General features: G+C 44.0%; 12 protein-coding genes and 3 pseudogenes. 6 read left to right on the top strand and 9 right to left on the bottom strand.

Going from position 1 to position 18,417, the window contains the following annotated elements:
* A partial coding sequence (locus E2L07_RS17880; RefSeq protein ID WP_134229478.1) for an ISL3 family transposase occupies positions 1-650 on the top strand: 650 nt, incomplete at its 5' end.
* Positions 651-706: 56 nt separating this feature from the next.
* On the opposite strand, the gene E2L07_RS17875 is transcribed toward E2L07_RS17880, so the two are convergent.
* The 7 genes and pseudogenes from E2L07_RS17875 to tnpA form a co-directional block, all read right to left on the bottom strand.
* A complete protein-coding gene (locus E2L07_RS17875) occupies positions 707-1,861 on the bottom strand; it encodes an ISL3 family transposase (protein WP_134230234.1) in 1,155 nt (384 codons plus the stop codon).
* Between the two features lie 396 nt (positions 1,862-2,257).
* Positions 2,258-3,499 (bottom strand): J domain-containing protein, encoded by a 1,242-nt coding sequence (locus E2L07_RS17870; RefSeq protein WP_166740120.1) that lies wholly within the window; start codon positions 3,497-3,499, stop codon positions 2,258-2,260.
* A gap of 149 nt (positions 3,500-3,648) precedes the next feature.
* Positions 3,649-5,499 (bottom strand): Hsp70 family protein, encoded by a 1,851-nt coding sequence (locus E2L07_RS17865; protein ID WP_134230232.1) that lies wholly within the window; start codon positions 5,497-5,499, stop codon positions 3,649-3,651.
* Complete coding sequence (gene grpE, locus E2L07_RS17860) at positions 5,496-6,047, bottom strand: nucleotide exchange factor GrpE (RefSeq protein ID WP_134230231.1); 552 nt, start codon at positions 6,045-6,047, stop codon at positions 5,496-5,498. Before grpE ends, E2L07_RS17865 begins: the two co-directional genes overlap by 4 nt.
* 71 nt (positions 6,048-6,118) lie before the next feature.
* On the bottom strand, positions 6,119-7,483 hold the full coding sequence (locus E2L07_RS17855; protein WP_134230230.1) for a hypothetical protein: 1,365 nt from the start codon (positions 7,481-7,483) through the stop codon (positions 6,119-6,121).
* A gap of 441 nt (positions 7,484-7,924) precedes the next feature.
* Positions 7,925-9,215, bottom strand: a pseudogene (locus E2L07_RS17850) (acetamidase/formamidase family protein).
* A 334-nt stretch (positions 9,216-9,549) separates the two neighbouring features.
* Positions 9,550-10,020 (bottom strand): IS200/IS605-like element IS657 family transposase, encoded by a 471-nt coding sequence (gene tnpA / locus E2L07_RS17845; RefSeq protein WP_010896358.1) that lies wholly within the window; start codon positions 10,018-10,020, stop codon positions 9,550-9,552.
* Positions 10,021-10,278: 258 nt separating this feature from the next.
* On the opposite strand from tnpA, the gene E2L07_RS17840 reads away from it, so the two are divergent.
* From E2L07_RS17840 to E2L07_RS17820, 5 genes and pseudogenes are all read left to right on the top strand, one after another.
* Positions 10,279-11,916: an IS1182 family transposase gene (locus E2L07_RS17840; RefSeq protein ID WP_134228860.1), complete on the top strand. Its 1,638-nt coding sequence runs from the start codon at positions 10,279-10,281 to the stop codon at positions 11,914-11,916.
* 246 nt (positions 11,917-12,162) lie between these two features.
* Positions 12,163-12,415: pseudogene (locus tag E2L07_RS21785) on the top strand (transposase); the annotation flags it as partial.
* A gap of 382 nt (positions 12,416-12,797) precedes the next feature.
* Entirely contained in the window at positions 12,798-13,298 is a 501-nt protein-coding gene (locus E2L07_RS17830) for a zinc ribbon domain-containing protein (protein ID WP_134230228.1), read from the top strand.
* 81 nt (positions 13,299-13,379) lie between these two features.
* Complete coding sequence (locus E2L07_RS17825) at positions 13,380-14,927, top strand: zinc ribbon domain-containing protein (protein WP_134230227.1); 1,548 nt, start codon at positions 13,380-13,382, stop codon at positions 14,925-14,927.
* Between the two features lie 62 nt (positions 14,928-14,989).
* Entirely contained in the window at positions 14,990-16,531 is a 1,542-nt protein-coding gene (locus E2L07_RS17820) for a zinc ribbon domain-containing protein (RefSeq protein ID WP_134230226.1), read from the top strand.
* Positions 16,532-16,660: 129 nt separating this feature from the next.
* On the opposite strand, the pseudogene E2L07_RS17815 reads toward E2L07_RS17820, so the two are convergent.
* Positions 16,661-16,924: pseudogene (locus tag E2L07_RS17815) on the bottom strand (response regulator); the annotation flags it as partial.
* A 99-nt stretch (positions 16,925-17,023) separates the two neighbouring features.
* Positions 17,024-18,364, bottom strand: coding sequence for an ISLre2 family transposase (locus E2L07_RS17810; RefSeq protein WP_243854882.1), 1,341 nt, complete (start codon positions 18,362-18,364; stop codon positions 17,024-17,026).
* Positions 18,365-18,417: the final 53 nt, after the last annotated feature.

Below are 18,417 nucleotides of genomic sequence, written 5' to 3'. Positions count from 1 at the left end.
TAGCGATGGAAGAGAACCGAAGCTTTGAATCCACTCAACTCCTTTTAACAAAGAACTTACTCTCTCAGTCGTGTGTAGAAACGGTTGTCGTCGATATGTGGAAGCCGTTCCATAAAGCCATCCAAACGCTATTTCCAGCTGCTTGTCTTGTCATTGATAAATACCATGTCGTTCAAAAAGTGACTCAAGCTTTAGATCAAGTTAGAAAACGGTTTCCAACACTTAAAAAAGGTAGATTTGCCTTATTAAAAGGCTACGAAAATCTAACTGAACAACAAAAGCAACAGCTAGAAGGATGGCTCGACGAACATGATGAATTGGCCTTGGCTTACTACTTAAAAGAATCATTCCGTGACTTCTACCAAGCCAGTGACTATGACACAGCTGAAGAACTATTAGATAACTGGATCAATGAAGCAAAAGCAAGCCCATTTAGAGCTTATCAAGAGGTTGCCAGAACACTGGAGAAGTGGAAAGCATCTATCCTTCAGTACTTTCTCACTCCGTACACTAATGGTCGAATTGAAGGAACAAACCATAAAATTAAAAACATCAAAAGGCGAGCATATGGCTTTCGAAATATCCAACGATTTCGCTTACGTGTATTTTTGGAGTGTACGGGAAAAACTAATGAAAAACAGGCAGCTTAACAGCTTACAAATTCCTTCATCAGCTAGCCAAAGGGTAGTTGGTAGGTTGAAACCCGTCAAGGAACCCACTTGACCGCTTTCAACCTACCAACTGAATGGTGCCTAAGCAGATGAAGGAGTTCGACTAGATTAGTATCTAATCTCGCTAACTTTATTTCTGGAATTGTGCGTGTACCACAGAAAGTGGTGAAGAGACGTATAAATGGTTTCCATGTTTCCAAGGTCTTGCATACATCATGAAAAGAGGGGAAAGGACTCATCCTAGCTTCTTTTATCCAGTTATCTAAAAAAGTAGATGCATCTTTATAAGATGGTTGCTGGTATAAGTCATAAAACCACTCTTTTAGATAGTACGCATGAGCAAGTTCTTCGGATTGATCATGGTAGGCTTCCAATCTTTTGAACTGTTTCTCAGTTAGACGAAAGCGACGTTTTAGCAGACAGAAACGTCCCTTCTTGATTCCGTTAATCTCTTTACTTTTGGACTTTCGGACTGCGTCAAGAGCTAGGTTGATCTTTTGAACAACATGGTACTTATCAATCACAATAGAGGCTTTAGGAAAAAGTGTCTTACAAGCTCTAAAGAAAGGTTTCCACATGTCCATTACGACCACCGAAGGAGCCTTTTCAAAGGATTTTAGAAGAGTGATTGTGGAGTCATAATCACGATTCGCTCCCATTTGATGGACAGATCCCGTTTGAATATCTGTCACAACCGTTTCATAGTTATGGCCTTTTCGTACAGCAACTTCATCAATACCAATGACACCTGAACAAGAGTGCTCTTTCACTTCTTTCGAAGCGATATCATAGTAGATTCTTTCAACGGTCTTATAGCTAACTTTTAACTTTCGGCTTACATCACTGATTGTTGTACCAATGCACATTTCAAATACCTTCCTACGAAACCGATAGGTTTGATGTTTACCAGCAGGGATAGAAGATAGTGGCTCAGAAAAGACCTCTTGGCAATTCTGACAACGCCAGCGCTTTACATGTACAAACAGATAAAGAGTTTTATCTAATAGATCTAAATCCCGTACCTTTCTCATGCGCTGGTCATGCTTTTTAAGCATAGAGAAGCCACAATGAATGCAACATTTTGGCTGTTCGTTCGTTTCGACATCCAAATAGATGAAGTCCTTTAGAATCTCCTGTTTTAAAATTACAAACTCTGGCAATCCTAGTGGTAAACATATATTTGTTTTCACTCGCTATTTCCTCCTATTTTTTGTATTGGTCTACAAAAAGGATTGCCAGGAAATAGCGAGTTTTTTCATGTTTATAAAACTTTTTCACAGAAAATGACGATGAATCTTAAATAATAATAAGTTTAATGTGTGCATATGATTGGGGGACTTGTGCGAATGACCTTGGCAGTTGAGCGAACCACAGTTGAAGTCGTGCGATTGATGGTCAAAGTCGTGCGAATCCCTTCTAAAAAGGAAATTAAATTAAATGCTCTATCTATTAACCCATCCAAAAGAAGAACGGGTACCCAAAATATCTGAGTACCCGATGAATAACCTATAAATAATATGTCCCCCGTGAAACATTCTCTGTGAAACAAGAAAATTCGGGTGGTGACAGGCACCCCTGCGCTTCCTTCATATGAGCTTCCGCAGCCCCCGCTTCATTTCCCGGTTGAAGTTTTGTGTCAAATCATCATATAAACGGTCCCAGGTTTGTTTATACTCGGAGTAAAATGCCGGGTATTTCTTTTTCAAGTACAGAATGCCCGCAGCATAGTACTCTGCTTCTTGTTCCAGTTCATTGATTATATCCGGAGTAAAATTTTCCTCCAGCATCTGAATTGCCGGGTGATCTTCATCATCAAAGTATAAATGGACAGCCTGGCGCAGGATGAGAGGAAATAAATCCGTGTCGCGAAACAGCCGGTTGAAATCCTTTTCTATCCGCACTAACTTCTTGACTTCCTTGATTTGCTCTTTTAAGTCAAACATTCCCACATTAACTATTTTAGCTAAGTCAATAAATATATCGGCAACCCGGTAACTCTGGTGGATATACGCTTCTTCGTACTGCTCCATCAATACACTGAAGGCCCCGTCCTTTTCTTCTTCGTCTTCCATCCTTTTCAGAAACTTCCTGAAGCGGGTCTGTGCTTTAGACAAATCAGCCCACCGCCCAAGTCTCACAATAGTATGGACCCAGAGGATATAAGAATCAATATCTTCAAAACTTTCTTCGCCTTCTGCCGGCAGAGTCATTTCCGCAACGTCCAGAGCCTTGTCAGTCTTATCCATACCGAGACAGAGAAATATCATAGGCTCAGCTAAACCAGCAGAACGCGGGAATTCTTTTAATGCATCTTCCAGAATCCCATACGCTTCCGCTGTATATCCCTTTTCTATCAGCATTTTTGAAAAAACAGAGTAAATAAAATCAAGCTCAAGCCCTTCTTCTTCCAGAGCAGAAACATTATTGCTCAAATCATCAAACACGGCATATGCGCTCTCCAAGTCATCTAAACCAATGGAAGAGAACATGACGCCAATTTTCCCTGACAAGTTGTCAGGATCGATGGCCAGTAACTCGTTGTACTTTTTCTGGGCTTTTTGAAAATTCCCTTTTTCCACATCCTCCGATGCTTTCCTCAGGATATTCTCTATTTTCCCGCCGTATTTTCTGGAAATATCATACTCTTTCCGCTTCACCGGGTCTTTTAATACTTCATATGCCTGGCGTATTTTTTCAAATTGGTCCGGGTCAGTTTCCGGGGGATGTTTTTTAACTGCCTCAATATATTTTTCTTTTATCCTCCGCTGGCTGATCTTTGCGGTGGTCCCCAAAATCTTATATAAACTTTCGTCCGGAGTTACAGCCAAAGAAAACCCTCCTTCTATATACTCTTTATTCTCAGAATCAAAACCGTTTTTTTTTAATGGATATGCCTCCTGCTCTAAAAAAGCAAGCCTTCCTCCTGGAAACTTCGGGTTTTTAGAAAATATGCTTTTATTAAAATTCCAGAGGCATATTACAGTTCCAGGTCGACAGCTAAGTCGATGGCGCTCTCAATCGCTTCGTTAAGAACCTCCGTGTTTTTTTCTTCTGCCGCCGCAGCTAATCTGTTAATCACCGCATTTATCTGTTTTTCCGTTTCGCCGTCACGATTTTCCAGTTCTTTTGTAAAACGTCTTTTCCATTCATCCGCTTCTTTAATAAGGTCCTGAAGAGAGTCCGGTCTTTCTCTGCCTTCTTCTTGATTGTCATTTTCCAAAGGAGTGAACAAGTTAAGCTCTTCATCGGATGCATCCTCGTGCTCCTCCGGCTGGAAAGCCGCTTCCACTTTAGCCAGGCTGTCATAAAACGCCTCTTCTGAACTTCTGTCTAAAGCATCTTCAATAGTAACACTCATTTCCGCCCCGGTGCTCACACTCTTCGCGCTTACTTCAAGTATTCCGTTAAGGTTATAGCGGAAGGTGACATCCACCGCTTCTTCGCCTGCAGGCTTTAAAGGAAGCCCCTCCAGCAGAAACTCATTGAGAAAGTAGTTATCCTTGACCCATTTATTTTCCCCTTGATAGATTTCAATCTCCACCCCCGGCTGGTTATGGGAAGTTGTCGTATATCTTTCCGTCCGAGTCACGGGAATCGTCGTATTGCGGGGAATAATCGCATGGAACGCCCCAGGTTTACCAACGTTCCCTGGCTGGGCGCTTAACACAGCAATTCCCATCGAAAATGGGGCAACGTCAGTGACGATGAGCCCATTATCAGAAAACGCCCCGGATTTTATTCCCGCCTGGACAGCAGCACCTAATGCTACCGCTTCGTCCGGGTTAATATCCGTTTTTGGCTGCTTATTAAAAAATGAGGTGATGAGCTGTTGCACTTGAGGAATTTTCGTTGATCCGCCAACAAGGAGAATCTCGTCCACATCACCTGGCGCGAGGCCGGCATCCTCTAAAACATGACTAAGTTTTTCCTTTGTTTCATCCAGCAGCGGAGTGATAAGTGAGACGAATTCCTCCCTTTGTATAGTGCAATCCAGTCCAACAGGCGCGTTATTTTTCACAGTAATAACCGGAACCGATACGTCAACAGAGCTTTGAAACGATAAGTCCTTTTTTATTTTCTCCGCTTCTTCCTTCAAACGTGCTTTCCCTCGAATGTCTTCCCGTGGGTCTGTGCCATGTTCAGCCACCACTTTATCCGCCAGCCAGTCCACAAGAAGCCAGTCAAAATCCTCGCCCCCAAGCTGGTTATTTCCGGCGGAAGCCTTGACCTCCATGATTCCCCCCATAAGCTCCACGATAGAAACATCAAAGGTGCCTCCACCCAGATCATAAACGAGAATATGCTTGTCTTCATCCCCTTGCTGCAGACCGTACGCGAGAGCCGCGGCAGTCGGTTCATTTATAATTCTCTCCACGACAAAGCCTGCAAGCTCGCCAGCCTTTTTAACAGCTTGCCGCTGGGCATTCGTAAAATAGGCCGGCACAGTGATGACAGCTTCCTTATCGCCTTCTCCAAGCTCTTTATCAACCGATCTTTTAATTTCTTTTAAAATAAAAGCAGATAATTCTTCGGGAGTATATGCCTGGTCCCCCATGGAAAAAGTTATCTTTTCGCCCATGCTTCTTTTCACAGCCGCTTTCGTTCGCTCAGGCATGGCAACAAGGGCGTTCCGCGCCTCTTCTCCGGCGATTATCTGCCCATTTTGATTTAAAAGTACGACGGAGGGCATCAAACGTTCACCATTTTTCAGCGTAAGCATTTTGGGCTTCTGTTTGTGAATATAGGCGGCCGCGGAATTTGTCGTGCCTAAATCAATACCTACAATCGGCCGAAACGAGTTCTCTGCGGAATTTTTTGTTGGTGTCATTTCCTTTCCTCCTTTACAGTTGCAACTTGTCCTTTTCTGATTACTTCTCCAGATGAATTTGTGAAAGTCCTTTTATAAACGCGAAATACCTCAAAAGGACGGTGCGGTTCAGCAAGTTCGACTGCCTCCACCGCTTCCGCTAACGCAGGGTCGAACATGTCTCCCGGGCGGACGCTGTCACGCACTCCCGCTTCAGCAAGGAGCGATAATAGAGAATCCTTCCATTTTATTAATAGCTCAGCCCACTGTGTGTCCTCAGCCAAACCGGCATGGACAAGATCCATATCATCCACCTGCCGGATCAGTTTCTCAATGGCTGCATCGCTCAGAGGAACGGTTCCGGTTTCTTTCCTCGCGTCTAATAAACTTCCTATATCGCCGAGTTTCCCTTCGATATTTTTCCCTGTTTTATACTGGAGCCGGGTCGCCTTTTGAATCTGCTTGTCCATATCAGAAAGTTTTTCTTCCATGGAAGAAAATTGTTCCCTTGCTTCCCTAAGCTCTTGTATAAGCAGACTTTCTTCTTTTTTCCAGAACATAAATTTCATTCCCTGTTTCCTTCTTTCTGTATGAAGATTGACTGAAGGCTTCGATTATCAACAGCATGTTTATTAACCAATTAACGATTTTTTCTCCGCTGCTTTTTCGCATCCTTCCTTTTTTTTGTTTTTTGTTTTTTCGATGGTCCTTTTCTTTTCGAACCTGATTTATTTCCAAAGGGCGCATTGTCAAATAAAGACTTGCTTTCACTGGATAAATAACCGTTAAAGTTACTGAATGCTGGTTTATCGTCCATCTCTGGAGGAGATGTAAAGGTTTCTCTGAACATCGCTTTTTCCCCGGTAAATTCTTCCTCAGTTATACAATCCGGCTTTTCCCATACATGTACAAAATTAAATCTCCAAAGTTGGCTGCTATAATATTTAATCGCGTCATTTTTTCCAGCCTGAATAGTGTTTAACGCCTCTTGTTTTACATCTTGAGCAATTAACTGCTCCTGTTCCAAAAAGTCATAAATATATGGTAGTCCCCAAAGGAGCATAAATCCTGTTTCCCCGGTGCCTATACCTGTTAATAAATCGCCGGTTTCTTGCTTAAAATCTGAGGTGTTCAGGTCAAAGGAAACACCTCCTGCTTTACTTACAGTCAGAACCTTCAGGAACTCCCGCCAAATCTTCAGGCTGGCTGTAAATGGGATTTTTTTCCCGAAAAGCATGTATGCGGCGAACGCCCAGGATAGTTGATAAACTGCATCACTTGGAGCAGCCTCAAGGTGTGTATCCCAATCCTTTTTCTCAAAAACAGGGCCGGCCTCCCGTTCGGATATTCGTTTAAGAGCTGTTAAAGCAAGGGGCAAACTTTTATCCAGAAAGCCTGGCGCGACATTTAATCCTTCAAATTTCTTCTTCATCTGAATAAGTTTCACGTCAGAATTACCACTATCACTCAACAGGCTGAGATAGTATTCCTGAAATTCCTGATTGATAATTGCCTCTTTGAAGTCTCCTTCCGCTCCATAGATTAAATCCGGACTCTCCGCTATTTTCCTCCATACAGCTTCCGCAATTTCTATCGCTAAATCCGTTTGTTTGTATAACAGCAGTTTGTTAAATAAATGAATAAATACCTCTGGTGCTTTGGAAGGATTGCCGATATACGCCTGAAAATATTCCCTTACCTTCTCAATATCATTTTTATATAAATAATATTGTATAGGCGCGTCAGAAAGATAGTTAACCTCTTCTGCATAAAACTGAGGCGTATTCACTTTTAATACGTCAATTAATTCAATCGTGTCATCGAAACGTTTCCTTCTGAAAAGGCCCTCTTTTAAATCCACAAGGATGATCCCGAAATCATCATTTATTAACATCTCATCATCCGGCTGATTTCTCAATAAATCCATAACCAAAGTATACTGCTCAGCTACGGACGAACCCATAAATTGTTTATACCATTTTTCCTTTTCCCGAGCATAGTCCATCAATAATCCCTCCTTGAGGCAGAGGGACAGGTCTCTCGTCCCCCATTTATCGTTTATAATACCATAATACGACCGATACATTTTAATATCCAGAATTTTGGCGGAGATTTTGCTGTATGCTGACCAAGAGGATTTCCATAAATATCAACCCCGCCTGGCACCTGGTTTAAATCGGCAGCACCTTATTCTTAGCTGCTAAGAATGAGTTGCATTATGAAAATCCGTTCAACTTACTATGCAAATAATAATTATCATTTCCTGAAGTTTTTATAAGTCAGCGGCATTCGTTGTCCTTCCTTTCACTACCCCTAAACTTAAGTTTAACTCAATCCATAACACCAAAAAAATTATGTACACTAATAGGGGCGGCAGGTATCACCAGATCCGCCCCGTGAAACATTTGCTGTGAAACAAGATTATTCGGGTGGTGACAGGCCACCGCTACATATACTGCTCCGCAACATACTTTTCAAGTTTTAGTTTCTTTATACGTTCGACTGGCACAAGGAAGGTTACCGTCACGACGCCTGGATGGCGGCCGATTTCAATGGATCCGGTTATAGTTGCCCGGTTCATGACTTCCGGCACACTCATCTCAAGTAATTTAGCTGCTCTTTCCATTCCATTATCTGTAGCAGCATTTAAGTTTTCTCCCGTACCGATAAATGACAGCGGCAGAGACTCTTCTAACTGCTTTTCCATTCCCCACTCTGCAGCAAGCTGTTCCGCCTGTTTTCTCTCAGATGCAGTGATCGGTTTTGCCAAGTATGGCAAATCTTCCTCCACCGGCAGCAGAATTGGCCCGTCAATCGTGAGCCCCTTCAAAACCTCCACCTTCAGAGTTACGATGCCGGAAACATCCGTCGTATGGCCGGCTATTTCCCCATCCCCTTGCATGGCATGCATATCACCTAAATAAATACCGCCGCCTGGAACTTTCATCGGGCAAATGAGGACCGCCCCTTCACGGACCCGGTTAATGTCCATATGCCCGTCCGGTCTTCCAGCTCTTCCTTCGTTAACGTGTAATCATGGGGGCACCGACGAGAAACGAACCGAAGTCCCCGGCATTATGAGAATCAGGCATAGGTCTTGCCGGTGTCGTCCCCAGCTGACCAAGGAATGGCCGAAGCCTCGCAATAGCCCCGACAATATCATGGGGAGCAAACGTCACAATCGGGTTTTGAACGGAGTTTGCCGGAGTCAACATATAGTGTTTCCCATCATGGGCGATTTTCTCAGCACCCTGCTGGTTTAATGTAATCCCAACCTGCTTTCCATCATTAAATGTCATCGTATAAGCATTCGTAAATCTGAAAGGAGTAATATCCTCGCCGCATTCGGCACATCTGATTGCTTCCTGGCCGATTCCTTCTATTCTCGTATCCGGATTCACAGTACCGCAATTAGGACATTTCGGCGCAACGAAAGGATCACCGTTAAAACGCCCCTCCACCGGCTGATCATGACCAGAAGCAGTAGCAATGGAAGTAACACGGATCGACTCGATTTTTACCGCTATTGCGTCACCAACTTCAGCACCCTCCACATACACAGGCTTCGTAACTTCATGTCCGCCACGAAGACATGGAGTGATCATCGGCCCCTAGCAGCCTGGTGTTGTGTTGGCAACAATATGTCCCCCGTCTTTCACAGGCCCCAGCATTTCATCTTCAGGATCCAGCACCCCATTGATAAACTCATTAACCAGAATCGTCTCTTTCCCTTTCATTTTCCTCGCCTCCCTCAAGTTTTGTTACCGCTCACAACTCGAATATACACCAACTATTTTCCTATGAAAAATAAAAAGACTTGCCCTTTCACTTGATGATTTCGGTGGGGAAAAATAAAGATTCTGTTTCAGGAAGAACAGACGATTTTACAGCTCGAGATATTTCATTTAATAATGCCGCAGCGTGAAACATTCGCCGTGAAATCAAAACCACCAGTGTGAACTGGTGGTTTGCTCTTCGGCTAAAAGCCTTTGTTGCCGGCCTCGGCCTAAAAGGCCCACCGAATTGGTTTCCCTTCTGCACCACATTTACTCACCGATTCTAAAGAATCTCTTATTTCTTCTCATTTTTCTCGCCTGTAAATGGGTCATACTCTTCAAACAGCGTCAGTTGATCTCCCATGTAGTCTTCTCTTAGCTGATTTCTAATGTATTCTTGTATTTGTTTCTTATTTCTCCCCACCGTATCAACATAGAACCCTCGACACCAAAATTTCCGATTTCCATATCTATATTTTAAGTTAGCATGTCGGTCAAATATCATGAGACTACTCTTCCCTTTTAGAAAGCCCATAAATTGAGATACACTCAACTTTGGTGGAATACTTACTAGCATATGGATGTGATCCGGACATGCATTAGCTTCGTGTATCGTCACACCTTTTCGTTCACACAATTCCCTAATGATTTGGCCGATACTTTTCTTGTACTTTCCATAAATGATTTGCCTTCTATACTTTGGCGCAAACACAATGTGATACTTACAATTCCATGTTGTGTGTGCTAAACTGTTCTTGTCCTTCATTGGGCAATCCTCCTTCTATGGTGAGATGGTGCGGTCGGGAAACCTACTTTATCTTACCATGAAGCGAGGATTTTTTTACCACGCTAAAAGCTTTCTGGAGGGGCTGTCCCATAAGTCAAAATGATTGACTTATGGGCAGCCCTTTTGAATACAAAAAAATCGCCCCGTTCGTTATAATGTAAGTACCCACACAAACAAAATAAGAAAACGGAGGCGATTCTTTTGAGTAACTCTATAGCTACTTTCATTCATTATAACATGGACCAATTAGTCCTTCCAATGGATTTTAGCGATCTCATCCCCGAAGACCATGTGGCGCGTGTGGTGAATGACATGGTGGAAATGGTGGATGAAGATCTCTTCTACGCCCCATATAAAGGTGGCGGCCGGAGTGCCTACCACCCAAAGATGATGACGAAAATCATTTTGTATGCCTACACGCAAAAATTATATTCGTGTCGCGACATTGCCAAGTCCCTGCGTGAACATCTTCCGATGATGTGGTTGGCCGCTCGTCAAACACCAGATTTCCGCACCATTAATCGTTTTCGCTCGGAACGAATGAAAGACATCATTGAGCCATTGTTTACGTCCCTCATTCAGTTACTGCTCGACCAAAACTACATCACCATGGACAACTACTTTCTCGATGGAACCAAAATCGAGGCGAATGCCAATCGATATACGTTTGTTTGGAAAAAGTCCGTCCAGAAGTATAAGGAGCGGCTACAGGACAAGCTCGAAGAATTATTCGCCCACATTGAAGAGACGATTGATTCCGATAACCAGCAGGTAGAGAATGATCAAGGGGAAAACAAGCGTGTGACTTCTGAACAGTTACGTGAAGCTGTCACTCAAGTGGAAAAACAGGCGAATCAAGCGGAACAAGCCCTTCATGACGAACAAGATCCGGTTCTGAAAAAAGAGAAAAAAGCGGAAGCTCGTCACTGGCGCCAATTACATAAGAAGTTAAACACAGACTATCTGCCACGCTTAGAAAGATACGAAAATCAATTAGCGACATTCGGTGATCGAAATAGTTTCTCCAAAACCGATCGAGATGCCACATTTATGCGTATGAAGGAAGATCATATGAAAAACGGTCAACTGAAACCCGGATATAATGTACAGGCAGGGACCGAAAATCAATTCATTGTCGGTTATTCCATTCATCAACGCCCAACAGATACTCGTTGTTTGATTCCACACCTTCGTATGCTTGAAGAACGCCAACTTCCCTTTCCAAAGAAGCTAATCGCAGACGCTGGTTATGGAAGTGAGCCCAACTATTTATATATCGCTGAAAACGAATGGGATGCCCTCATCCCTTATCATACGATGAGAAAAGAAGAAAGCCGGGTCTATCGGAACGACCCATGGAAGGTACAGAACTGGACGTATTTGGAACATGATGATACCTATATATGCCCAAATAACCGGAGAGTGACTTTTCGATACTACCGCAAACGAACGGATGCCTACGGATACGAACGAGACTTCAAAATATATGAATGTGAAGACTGTACCGGGTGTCCATTCAAGACGGATTGTACAAAAGCGAAAGGCAATCGCCAGATTCACTATAATCCGGTATATGAAGAAGGAAAATCAAAAATGAAACGAGCCCTTGATACGGAAGAAGGCGCAAAGACCTATCGAAAACGGAAAACAGAGGTCGAAAGCGTGTTCGGTCATATCAAGGGCAATCGGTCGTTCCGTCGTTTTCACCTTCGTGGCCTTGACAAGGTGAACATTGAGTTTGGGCTGATCGCAATCGCCCACAACTTCCTGAAACAGGCGAAGACCATCCGCCTGTTTCAGGAAGAGATAAACCGATCATCGGAGACAAAAAGCCTGAAGCGACTTATAAATGTCACTTCAGGCTTTTCTTTTTAAGGGCTTTTGAGACAGCCCCTTTCAAAATCGCTAACAAGATTTTTCGGGCGGTGCCTGTCACCACCCGAAAAATCCCTACTTCTTTTTTGACTATTTATAACTCAACTTTCGCATCTAAAAAACATTAACCACCCCTTGATATGACTGGGGTCTTTCGGAAAAAAGTATTAAAAAATCACACAAAAATACATCCCAATTTGGTAAAATATAGTCACCACAACTAAACCAGAAAGGGATGTATTTTAAGAAGAAGTCGTTCGTCTCTATGGGAAGCGTTGGGATATCGAATGTTTTTTCAAAGTCGCTAAATCCCACCTTCGTTTGGCGAAAGAATGCCAATCGCGCCATTATGATGCGCTGGTTGCCCATACCACCATCGTTTTCGCACGCTATATCATGCTTGCCGTAAGTTCCCGTGAAGAGAAGGATCCAAAAACGATTGGACAGCTCTTCTATTTGTGCTGCGATGAAATGGAAGATGTTCGGTTCGCCCAGGCATTTATGATGGTCATAGATGCATTGAAATCAACACTTTCCAAGGAACCCGTGCTTTCTGAAGAAAAAGTCCAATCCATCATCGATGAGCTGTTTGATAGTCTTCCTCAATTTCTACAGAAGACATTTCTTGGTGATGGTGAATTTCATGCGCAAGCTGCATAGTTCGTTTGGTTTGGGTTAAGGCGTATCAAGGGTTATAGGCTTATTTTGTGGTGCGAAAGTTGAGTTATAATATATAATTTCCTTTATAGTTCTTTTTACTTATACCTATCCTCCCGCCTCCGACTAAATAACCCAAAATAAGAAAAAAGTATCATTACAAAAGGTTGAGGGGGAAGTTAGCAGCCTGCTCCACCATACAAACAGAAAGGAAGGATCGCATTATGTCAAACGACTTACAATCCAAAATCGGCGAAGGTCTGTCAAAGTTTCAGGGAGGTATTGAACAAGGGAAGCAAAAGCTGCAAACCACAAAGGAAATCAACCGTCTGAAAAAAATGGTTCAGGAGAGCGCCCTGAAGAAGTCCGAAGCTTTAATTGAGCTTGGCCAGCTTGCATACCAAAAGTTACGCACAGGTGAAATAACAGATTCAGAGTTTTCCAAAACAGCAGAAGGCATCGCAGAGCTGGACAAACAGATGTATTCGGCAAACCAAAACATAGAAGCGTTGAGTCAGAGCAGTGCGGAGGGTCAGGTAATCTGTACTTCCTGCAGTGCAGCAAACGGTCCCGACGATAAGTTTTGCGGCGGTTGCGGCAGTAAATTGGAGAAAGAAACTGTCCAGGAATCAACGGCTCGCTCGTGTTCTGCATGTGAAACCTCCTATCCTGCCTCGGCTAATTTCTGCCCATGCTGCGGTAAAAAAGTCCCTGTTGCAGTATAAGCCGGAAAGCTTTTAAACCGGTCCTACCCACCAGGAACTTTTACAAATCTACACAACTAAAACCCTACATAATTAAGGACGGTGAATATTTTGCATTGTACACATTGCGGAACAAAAAATGAACAAGGTGCCCTCTACTGTGTTAATGACGGCATGCCATTAACTACTACTTACGGCGCCCAGGTTACACGGAGTGAAAGCAAGTACTGCAGTAACTGCAGCGAACAGCATTCAACAGAGGCAGTTTATTGTACCGGCTGCGGACACTCCCTTGAAAAAATCAGCGCTGCCCATAAAGAATCAGGCTTCCACCAGACAGCGGCAGGATCAGATAACAGCAGCGGTTACCTCCACTCCCAAGAAGGGGCACTAAAAAGTTTACAGGACATTTTCCAGAAAGATAATCTGCTCCATGCAGCTAAATGGAGCGGTATGGCAGCTGCCACGTTATTCATTCTTACTTTCATCATCAGCTCCACCTTTAACAGTTATATCCAAGGATTGATCATGGACGAGATTTCCAGTGAAATTGGAATGTTACTTTCTCCGGACATCCTGCAGAACCTGAAACTTATCACTGCCAGTGACCTGCTGCTTCTCGGCCATATGTCAGGGGTAAGCTACGGTGCCGATATTGCGTTTGCAAGCTTTCATCTCACAACAACGAGTGGGCTTTTCCTGTTCCTTACAATTCCCGCAGTTGTCCTTATCCTGGCCGGTTACCTGATGAACCGTAACCAGCAGAGCTCGGCAATGCTGCCACGCCTTTATAATAATCTTTCCTTTGCACTCGTTTACGCTGTATTGATCGCATTCATCAGCCTGTTCGGCGGTGCTTCCATCAGTGTACCGGACCCTTCAGGCTTCATTGGCGATATAACGGTGTCAGCAAGCTACGGTTTCTTCGCTACTTTTATAAATGCCTTAATCATCAGCCTGATTTTCACCACTGCAGGGGCTGTACTCTCCGTTCCGAGGTCAGTGAGCCCAGGGAAAAACACAAGTTACGGTGTATCTATATCCCGTGCAGCAGTCAACACAGTGGCCGGGCTGACCATCATGTTTTTTGCAGCGTTCATTACCATATCTGCACATGATGAATTCAGCACTGCCACTACAGGAGAGCGGACGCTCGTAGCATCACAGACAGGCGGCTATTTCTGGTCACTGTCCCAGCTGGCTTCCCTCAGCTTTGATGCACAGATGGACTATGAACAGGTGAGTGCAAGCTATTCCGTGCTCGGAGGAGTCAAGGTGACACCGTACGACCCTTACCTTGAAGAAGATTTGAAGGAAGTTTTCGGCGGATATCTATGGCTGCTTGTCCTGATCCCCCTGGCCATCCATTTCTGGACGGGAGGGGTACTCTTGAAAGCAAGCTCCGGAAACCTGCTCTATGAAATCGGCGCCTACGCCCTTGCCTTTGGTATCGTTAACGCGGCACTCGTTTCCATCACCCGCTTCTCGGTCACTACCAACATTAGCGATGCCTTTACGATGACTCTCGGCTTCTCTACCTTCGCTGTACTTTTGTTCAGCTCGGTCCTTGCCTTTATTGGCACATATGCCGGCGCTATGTTTTTCACAAGCCGGGTAAACAGCAATACTGCTTCACATCAGGCAGCTTAAACAGACCAACGGCTTCCTGCTAAAAAAACATAACTTCAATTTACAATAAAGGAGAACATCCAATGAATTTTTGTACAAAATGTGGTGCAAAGCATGAGACTTCATCTGGTTTTTGTACGGAATGCGGCTCTGAAATGAAAGTGTCCGGCACGCCGGACGCTCCCGGGCCAAAGCAATCCCTGCCTTCTTTTTCGAAAAAAACAATGGTCATCGGCGGAAGTGTGATTGCTGCCGCTTCCTTATTTTTCGGTTTGTATAAAGCAGGTGAAGCATATATAGATCCGGAAAAACGACTGGATCAATTCACAGAAGCAGTGAGTGAAGGCGACGCAGAAGCACTTATGAGCTACCTCAACTATGCTGGCGACGGAGAAGATTTCACAGAGGAATCTGCAGCAGCTATTCTAGCCTATTTCAACGACTACCCTTATTTAAAAGACGAAATGTTACATGCTTTCCATGAGCAGGCCCGTTCCTACAAAGGGAATATCAGCCTTGCCGCCGAAGAGCCGGTGCACGATGAATACTGGGAAATTCCGCTCATTACCTTTGAGAAAACGGGGAAAAAATTCTTCCTCTATGATAACTATGAGTTTACCGTCCATCCCCAGGAGCTGCATGTATACACTAATTACCACGACGTGCAGTTTTTCGTGAACGGAACCGAAACAGAACCGCAATATACCCACGAGGACATGGTTACGCTCGGCACCTTCCCTCCAGGCGTCCATAATGTGAAGGCCGTACTGGACAGCGAGTTCATGGAACTGGAAGTAGAAACGGATGTTGAATTATTCCATGAAAACTATGCCGATCTCTGGTTCAGCATCAGCTATACAGAAATCGACTCCTCTATTGCCGGGGCAGACATATTCTTAAATGGGGAAAATACTGGTGCTTCAGTCCCTGCAGAAGGGGAATATTTCGGGCCGCTTCTGCTTGACGGGTCATTAACTATGCACCTTGAAAAAGAAACTCCGTTCGGTACGATCGAGAGCCAGCCGCGGACAGTGGACTCTGAATATATGTCATTCAGCTTTACACTGAGCGAGGAAGACGCCGAGTCCGTTTTTGAAACAGTCAATGAATACCTGCATGACTGGAAAGAAGCTAAGATTTCACGAAGCATGTCTTCTGTACAGCATGCGGGGCCGTCACTTAGGGAACAGCTTACAAGGACGATCAATTCCATGAACAGGAATGACCAGCTTTATATCGGGAGCCTTTTAACCACCAGCTTCGACCTGGACTCCATTGTTGTATACGAACAGGACGGCAGATGGCAGGCATCTGTTTCCACCGCGGAAAACTGGAAAGAAGCTGATTATTACAGCGGCTATTCTCCGAATATATATGATGAACTGTATAACATGACTTATGCCCTGACTTATGACGAAGATGACAGCACGTGGCTCATCAGCAACGTGGAATCTTCCTGGGGCTCTATCGGCGACAATGTGAAAGAGTATACCTTTGAAGGGGACGACCTTGATGCAGAAGTGCATGAAACAATGATGGCAGCGGTCGAAGAAGATCTCAGCCAGTTCTCTTCCCTGATGCAGTCATTCGTTTCGGCGAGTGTGGGTGCGATCAATTCACCCTAAGCAAAGCACTAATAGAATAACTACTGAGAAACCGGACAAAATTTTCGCTCGGATACTTCTGAAATTAAATAACTTTTTCATTTCCTTCGCCCCTCTGTTCAAGTTTTGCAGTTCTTCCAGGAGTAATATTTAAAATAACTTACCCACTGCTTCAGCTATTCTTTCCGGGGTGAAAGGCTTTACGATAAAATCTTTTGCACCGGACTGAATGGCTTCTACAACCATCCCTTGCTGGCCCATGGCTGAACACATAATGATCTTTGCGTTATTATCAATTTTTTTAATCTCTTTGACGGCTTCTACCCCGTTCATTTCCGGCATAGTAATATCCATCGTCACCAGGTCCGGTCTTAATTCCTCATACAATTCCACGGAAACCTTTCCGTTTTCCGCGATTGTGTCAACCTTTTGTGGGAGGAATATTTTCCATTCTCATAGGTGTAAGCGAATTCAGAATGTTAGGGTTCTCCTCTGTTAAGAATCTTAGGGCTTTTAAAAGCCTTTCAAGTCTTTCAGTGCTCGGTAAACTGGAATATTCGCTCTTTGTTTGAGATACATGATGTTATTTCGTGTCGCTTCACCAATTGTACTCTCGACCTTCTCCAGAAAGTACTTGGGAGGACGTTCTTCCTTTGGCTCTGTCCATTCTTCAACACGTCCCATTAGTGTTTTGAGAGGGAGTTTATCCATTAACGCAACCATCGCTGTCATCATGGCACTAGCGCCTTTTTCAACCCAACTTCGTCCATTCTTCAAACGTTTCGCAAAAACACTCATGGTTCCCTCAGCACTTCCCATTGGGCGGAACCCTGTCGGATCAATCCCCTGATCTTTCAGCCATTGTCTGTAATCTCCCAATGCTTCGGGGTACTGTTCAAGCTGATGAATCAACGCCTCTAAACGCTCTTCTTTCGCTTCTGTCTCAAGCGTTCCCACTGCACTGTTGAGCTCTGTTATAAGTGTTTCTCCATCATACTTTGCGAGGGCTTTCTGCATGGCTCGATAACGCCTGTGATCTCGAAACAGTCTCCTGATATCACGTGCCACATGGAAACGATCAATCGTGAAGAAGGCTCGTCCTTGAAAATAGTCTCGACAAGCGGTAATCCAAGTCGCTCCATCCCCGTTAATGACAAGTCGATGCACCGCTGGATCATAGTCAAACGCCTCCATGAGAAAAGTCTCAAGCCCCTCCCAAAACGGTTCTTTCCCCCGATGAACATAATGTCGCTTCTCCTTTAAACTCACCCTTTTTCCGTTGACCTCCCAGCCTTGATGAACCGCTGCGATTTTCTCTTCTTTCCCTTTGATTCGTTTCTCTTGTCGCTTTAGATACAGTCCATCCACCTCGATAAACAATACTGGATGTGTGATAGGCTGACGGTCTTTCTGCGTCGCTTCTACTTCTAACAGATGTTGGCGAATGGCTTCATGACTAATGACACGATAACCAAGAAGAGTCTCAAGCGTGTTCGATGCCTTTCGGTAGGAAGGACTTGTCACAGCGAGCTCAATCGCGGCTTCTTCTACCAAAGGGCTAAAACCTTTTATCCCCTCAAATTGCAGGTACTGGTCAAGGAGATAAACATATTTCCCTGTTTCACGATCTCGATAGTAGGAACGCTTCAGCTCAATCTCACCAAATAAACTGTCTATTTTTAGAGGCCGTTTATCTTTATAATGGAAGCGTTGCTTATCACGTTGTTGCATAATTTCTTCGTCATATTCCTCTAGTATGCAGGTCATCACACTTGAGAAGGTTTCCTGTAACTTCCTCCAAACTAGCTGTTCAAGTTCTTTTAAAGTTGGGTATTCTGTGTTATTCTTTTGCATAGGGTTTCTCCTTTGAATCGGGTTTTTGTCGACTATGATTCTACCAAGGAGAG

It is taken from the genome of Halalkalibacterium halodurans, assembly GCF_004376175.1.
Classification (GTDB): domain Bacteria; phylum Bacillota; class Bacilli; order Bacillales; family Bacillaceae_D; genus Halalkalibacterium; species Halalkalibacterium halodurans.
This window is presented reverse-complemented; position numbering and strand designations above follow the sequence as displayed.

Coding starts and splice junctions, on each gene's coding strand:
- E2L07_RS17865 (WP_134230232.1), bottom strand. CDS start 5,499: ATGACACCAACAAAAAATTCCGCAGAGAACTCGTTTCGGCCGATTGTA.
- grpE (WP_134230231.1), bottom strand. CDS start 6,047: ATGAAATTTATGTTCTGGAAAAAAGAAGAAAGTCTGCTTATACAAGAG.
- E2L07_RS17855 (WP_134230230.1), bottom strand. CDS start 7,483: ATGGACTATGCTCGGGAAAAGGAAAAATGGTATAAACAATTTATGGGT.
- tnpA (WP_010896358.1), bottom strand. CDS start 10,020: ATGAAGGACAAGAACAGTTTAGCACACACAACATGGAATTGTAAGTAT.
- E2L07_RS17840 (WP_134228860.1), top strand. CDS start 10,279: ATGGACCAATTAGTCCTTCCAATGGATTTTAGCGATCTCATCCCCGAA.
- E2L07_RS17830 (WP_134230228.1), top strand. CDS start 12,798: ATGTCAAACGACTTACAATCCAAAATCGGCGAAGGTCTGTCAAAGTTT.
- E2L07_RS17820 (WP_134230226.1), top strand. CDS start 14,990: ATGAATTTTTGTACAAAATGTGGTGCAAAGCATGAGACTTCATCTGGT.
- E2L07_RS17810 (WP_243854882.1), bottom strand. CDS start 18,364: ATGCAAAAGAATAACACAGAATACCCAACTTTAAAAGAACTTGAACAG.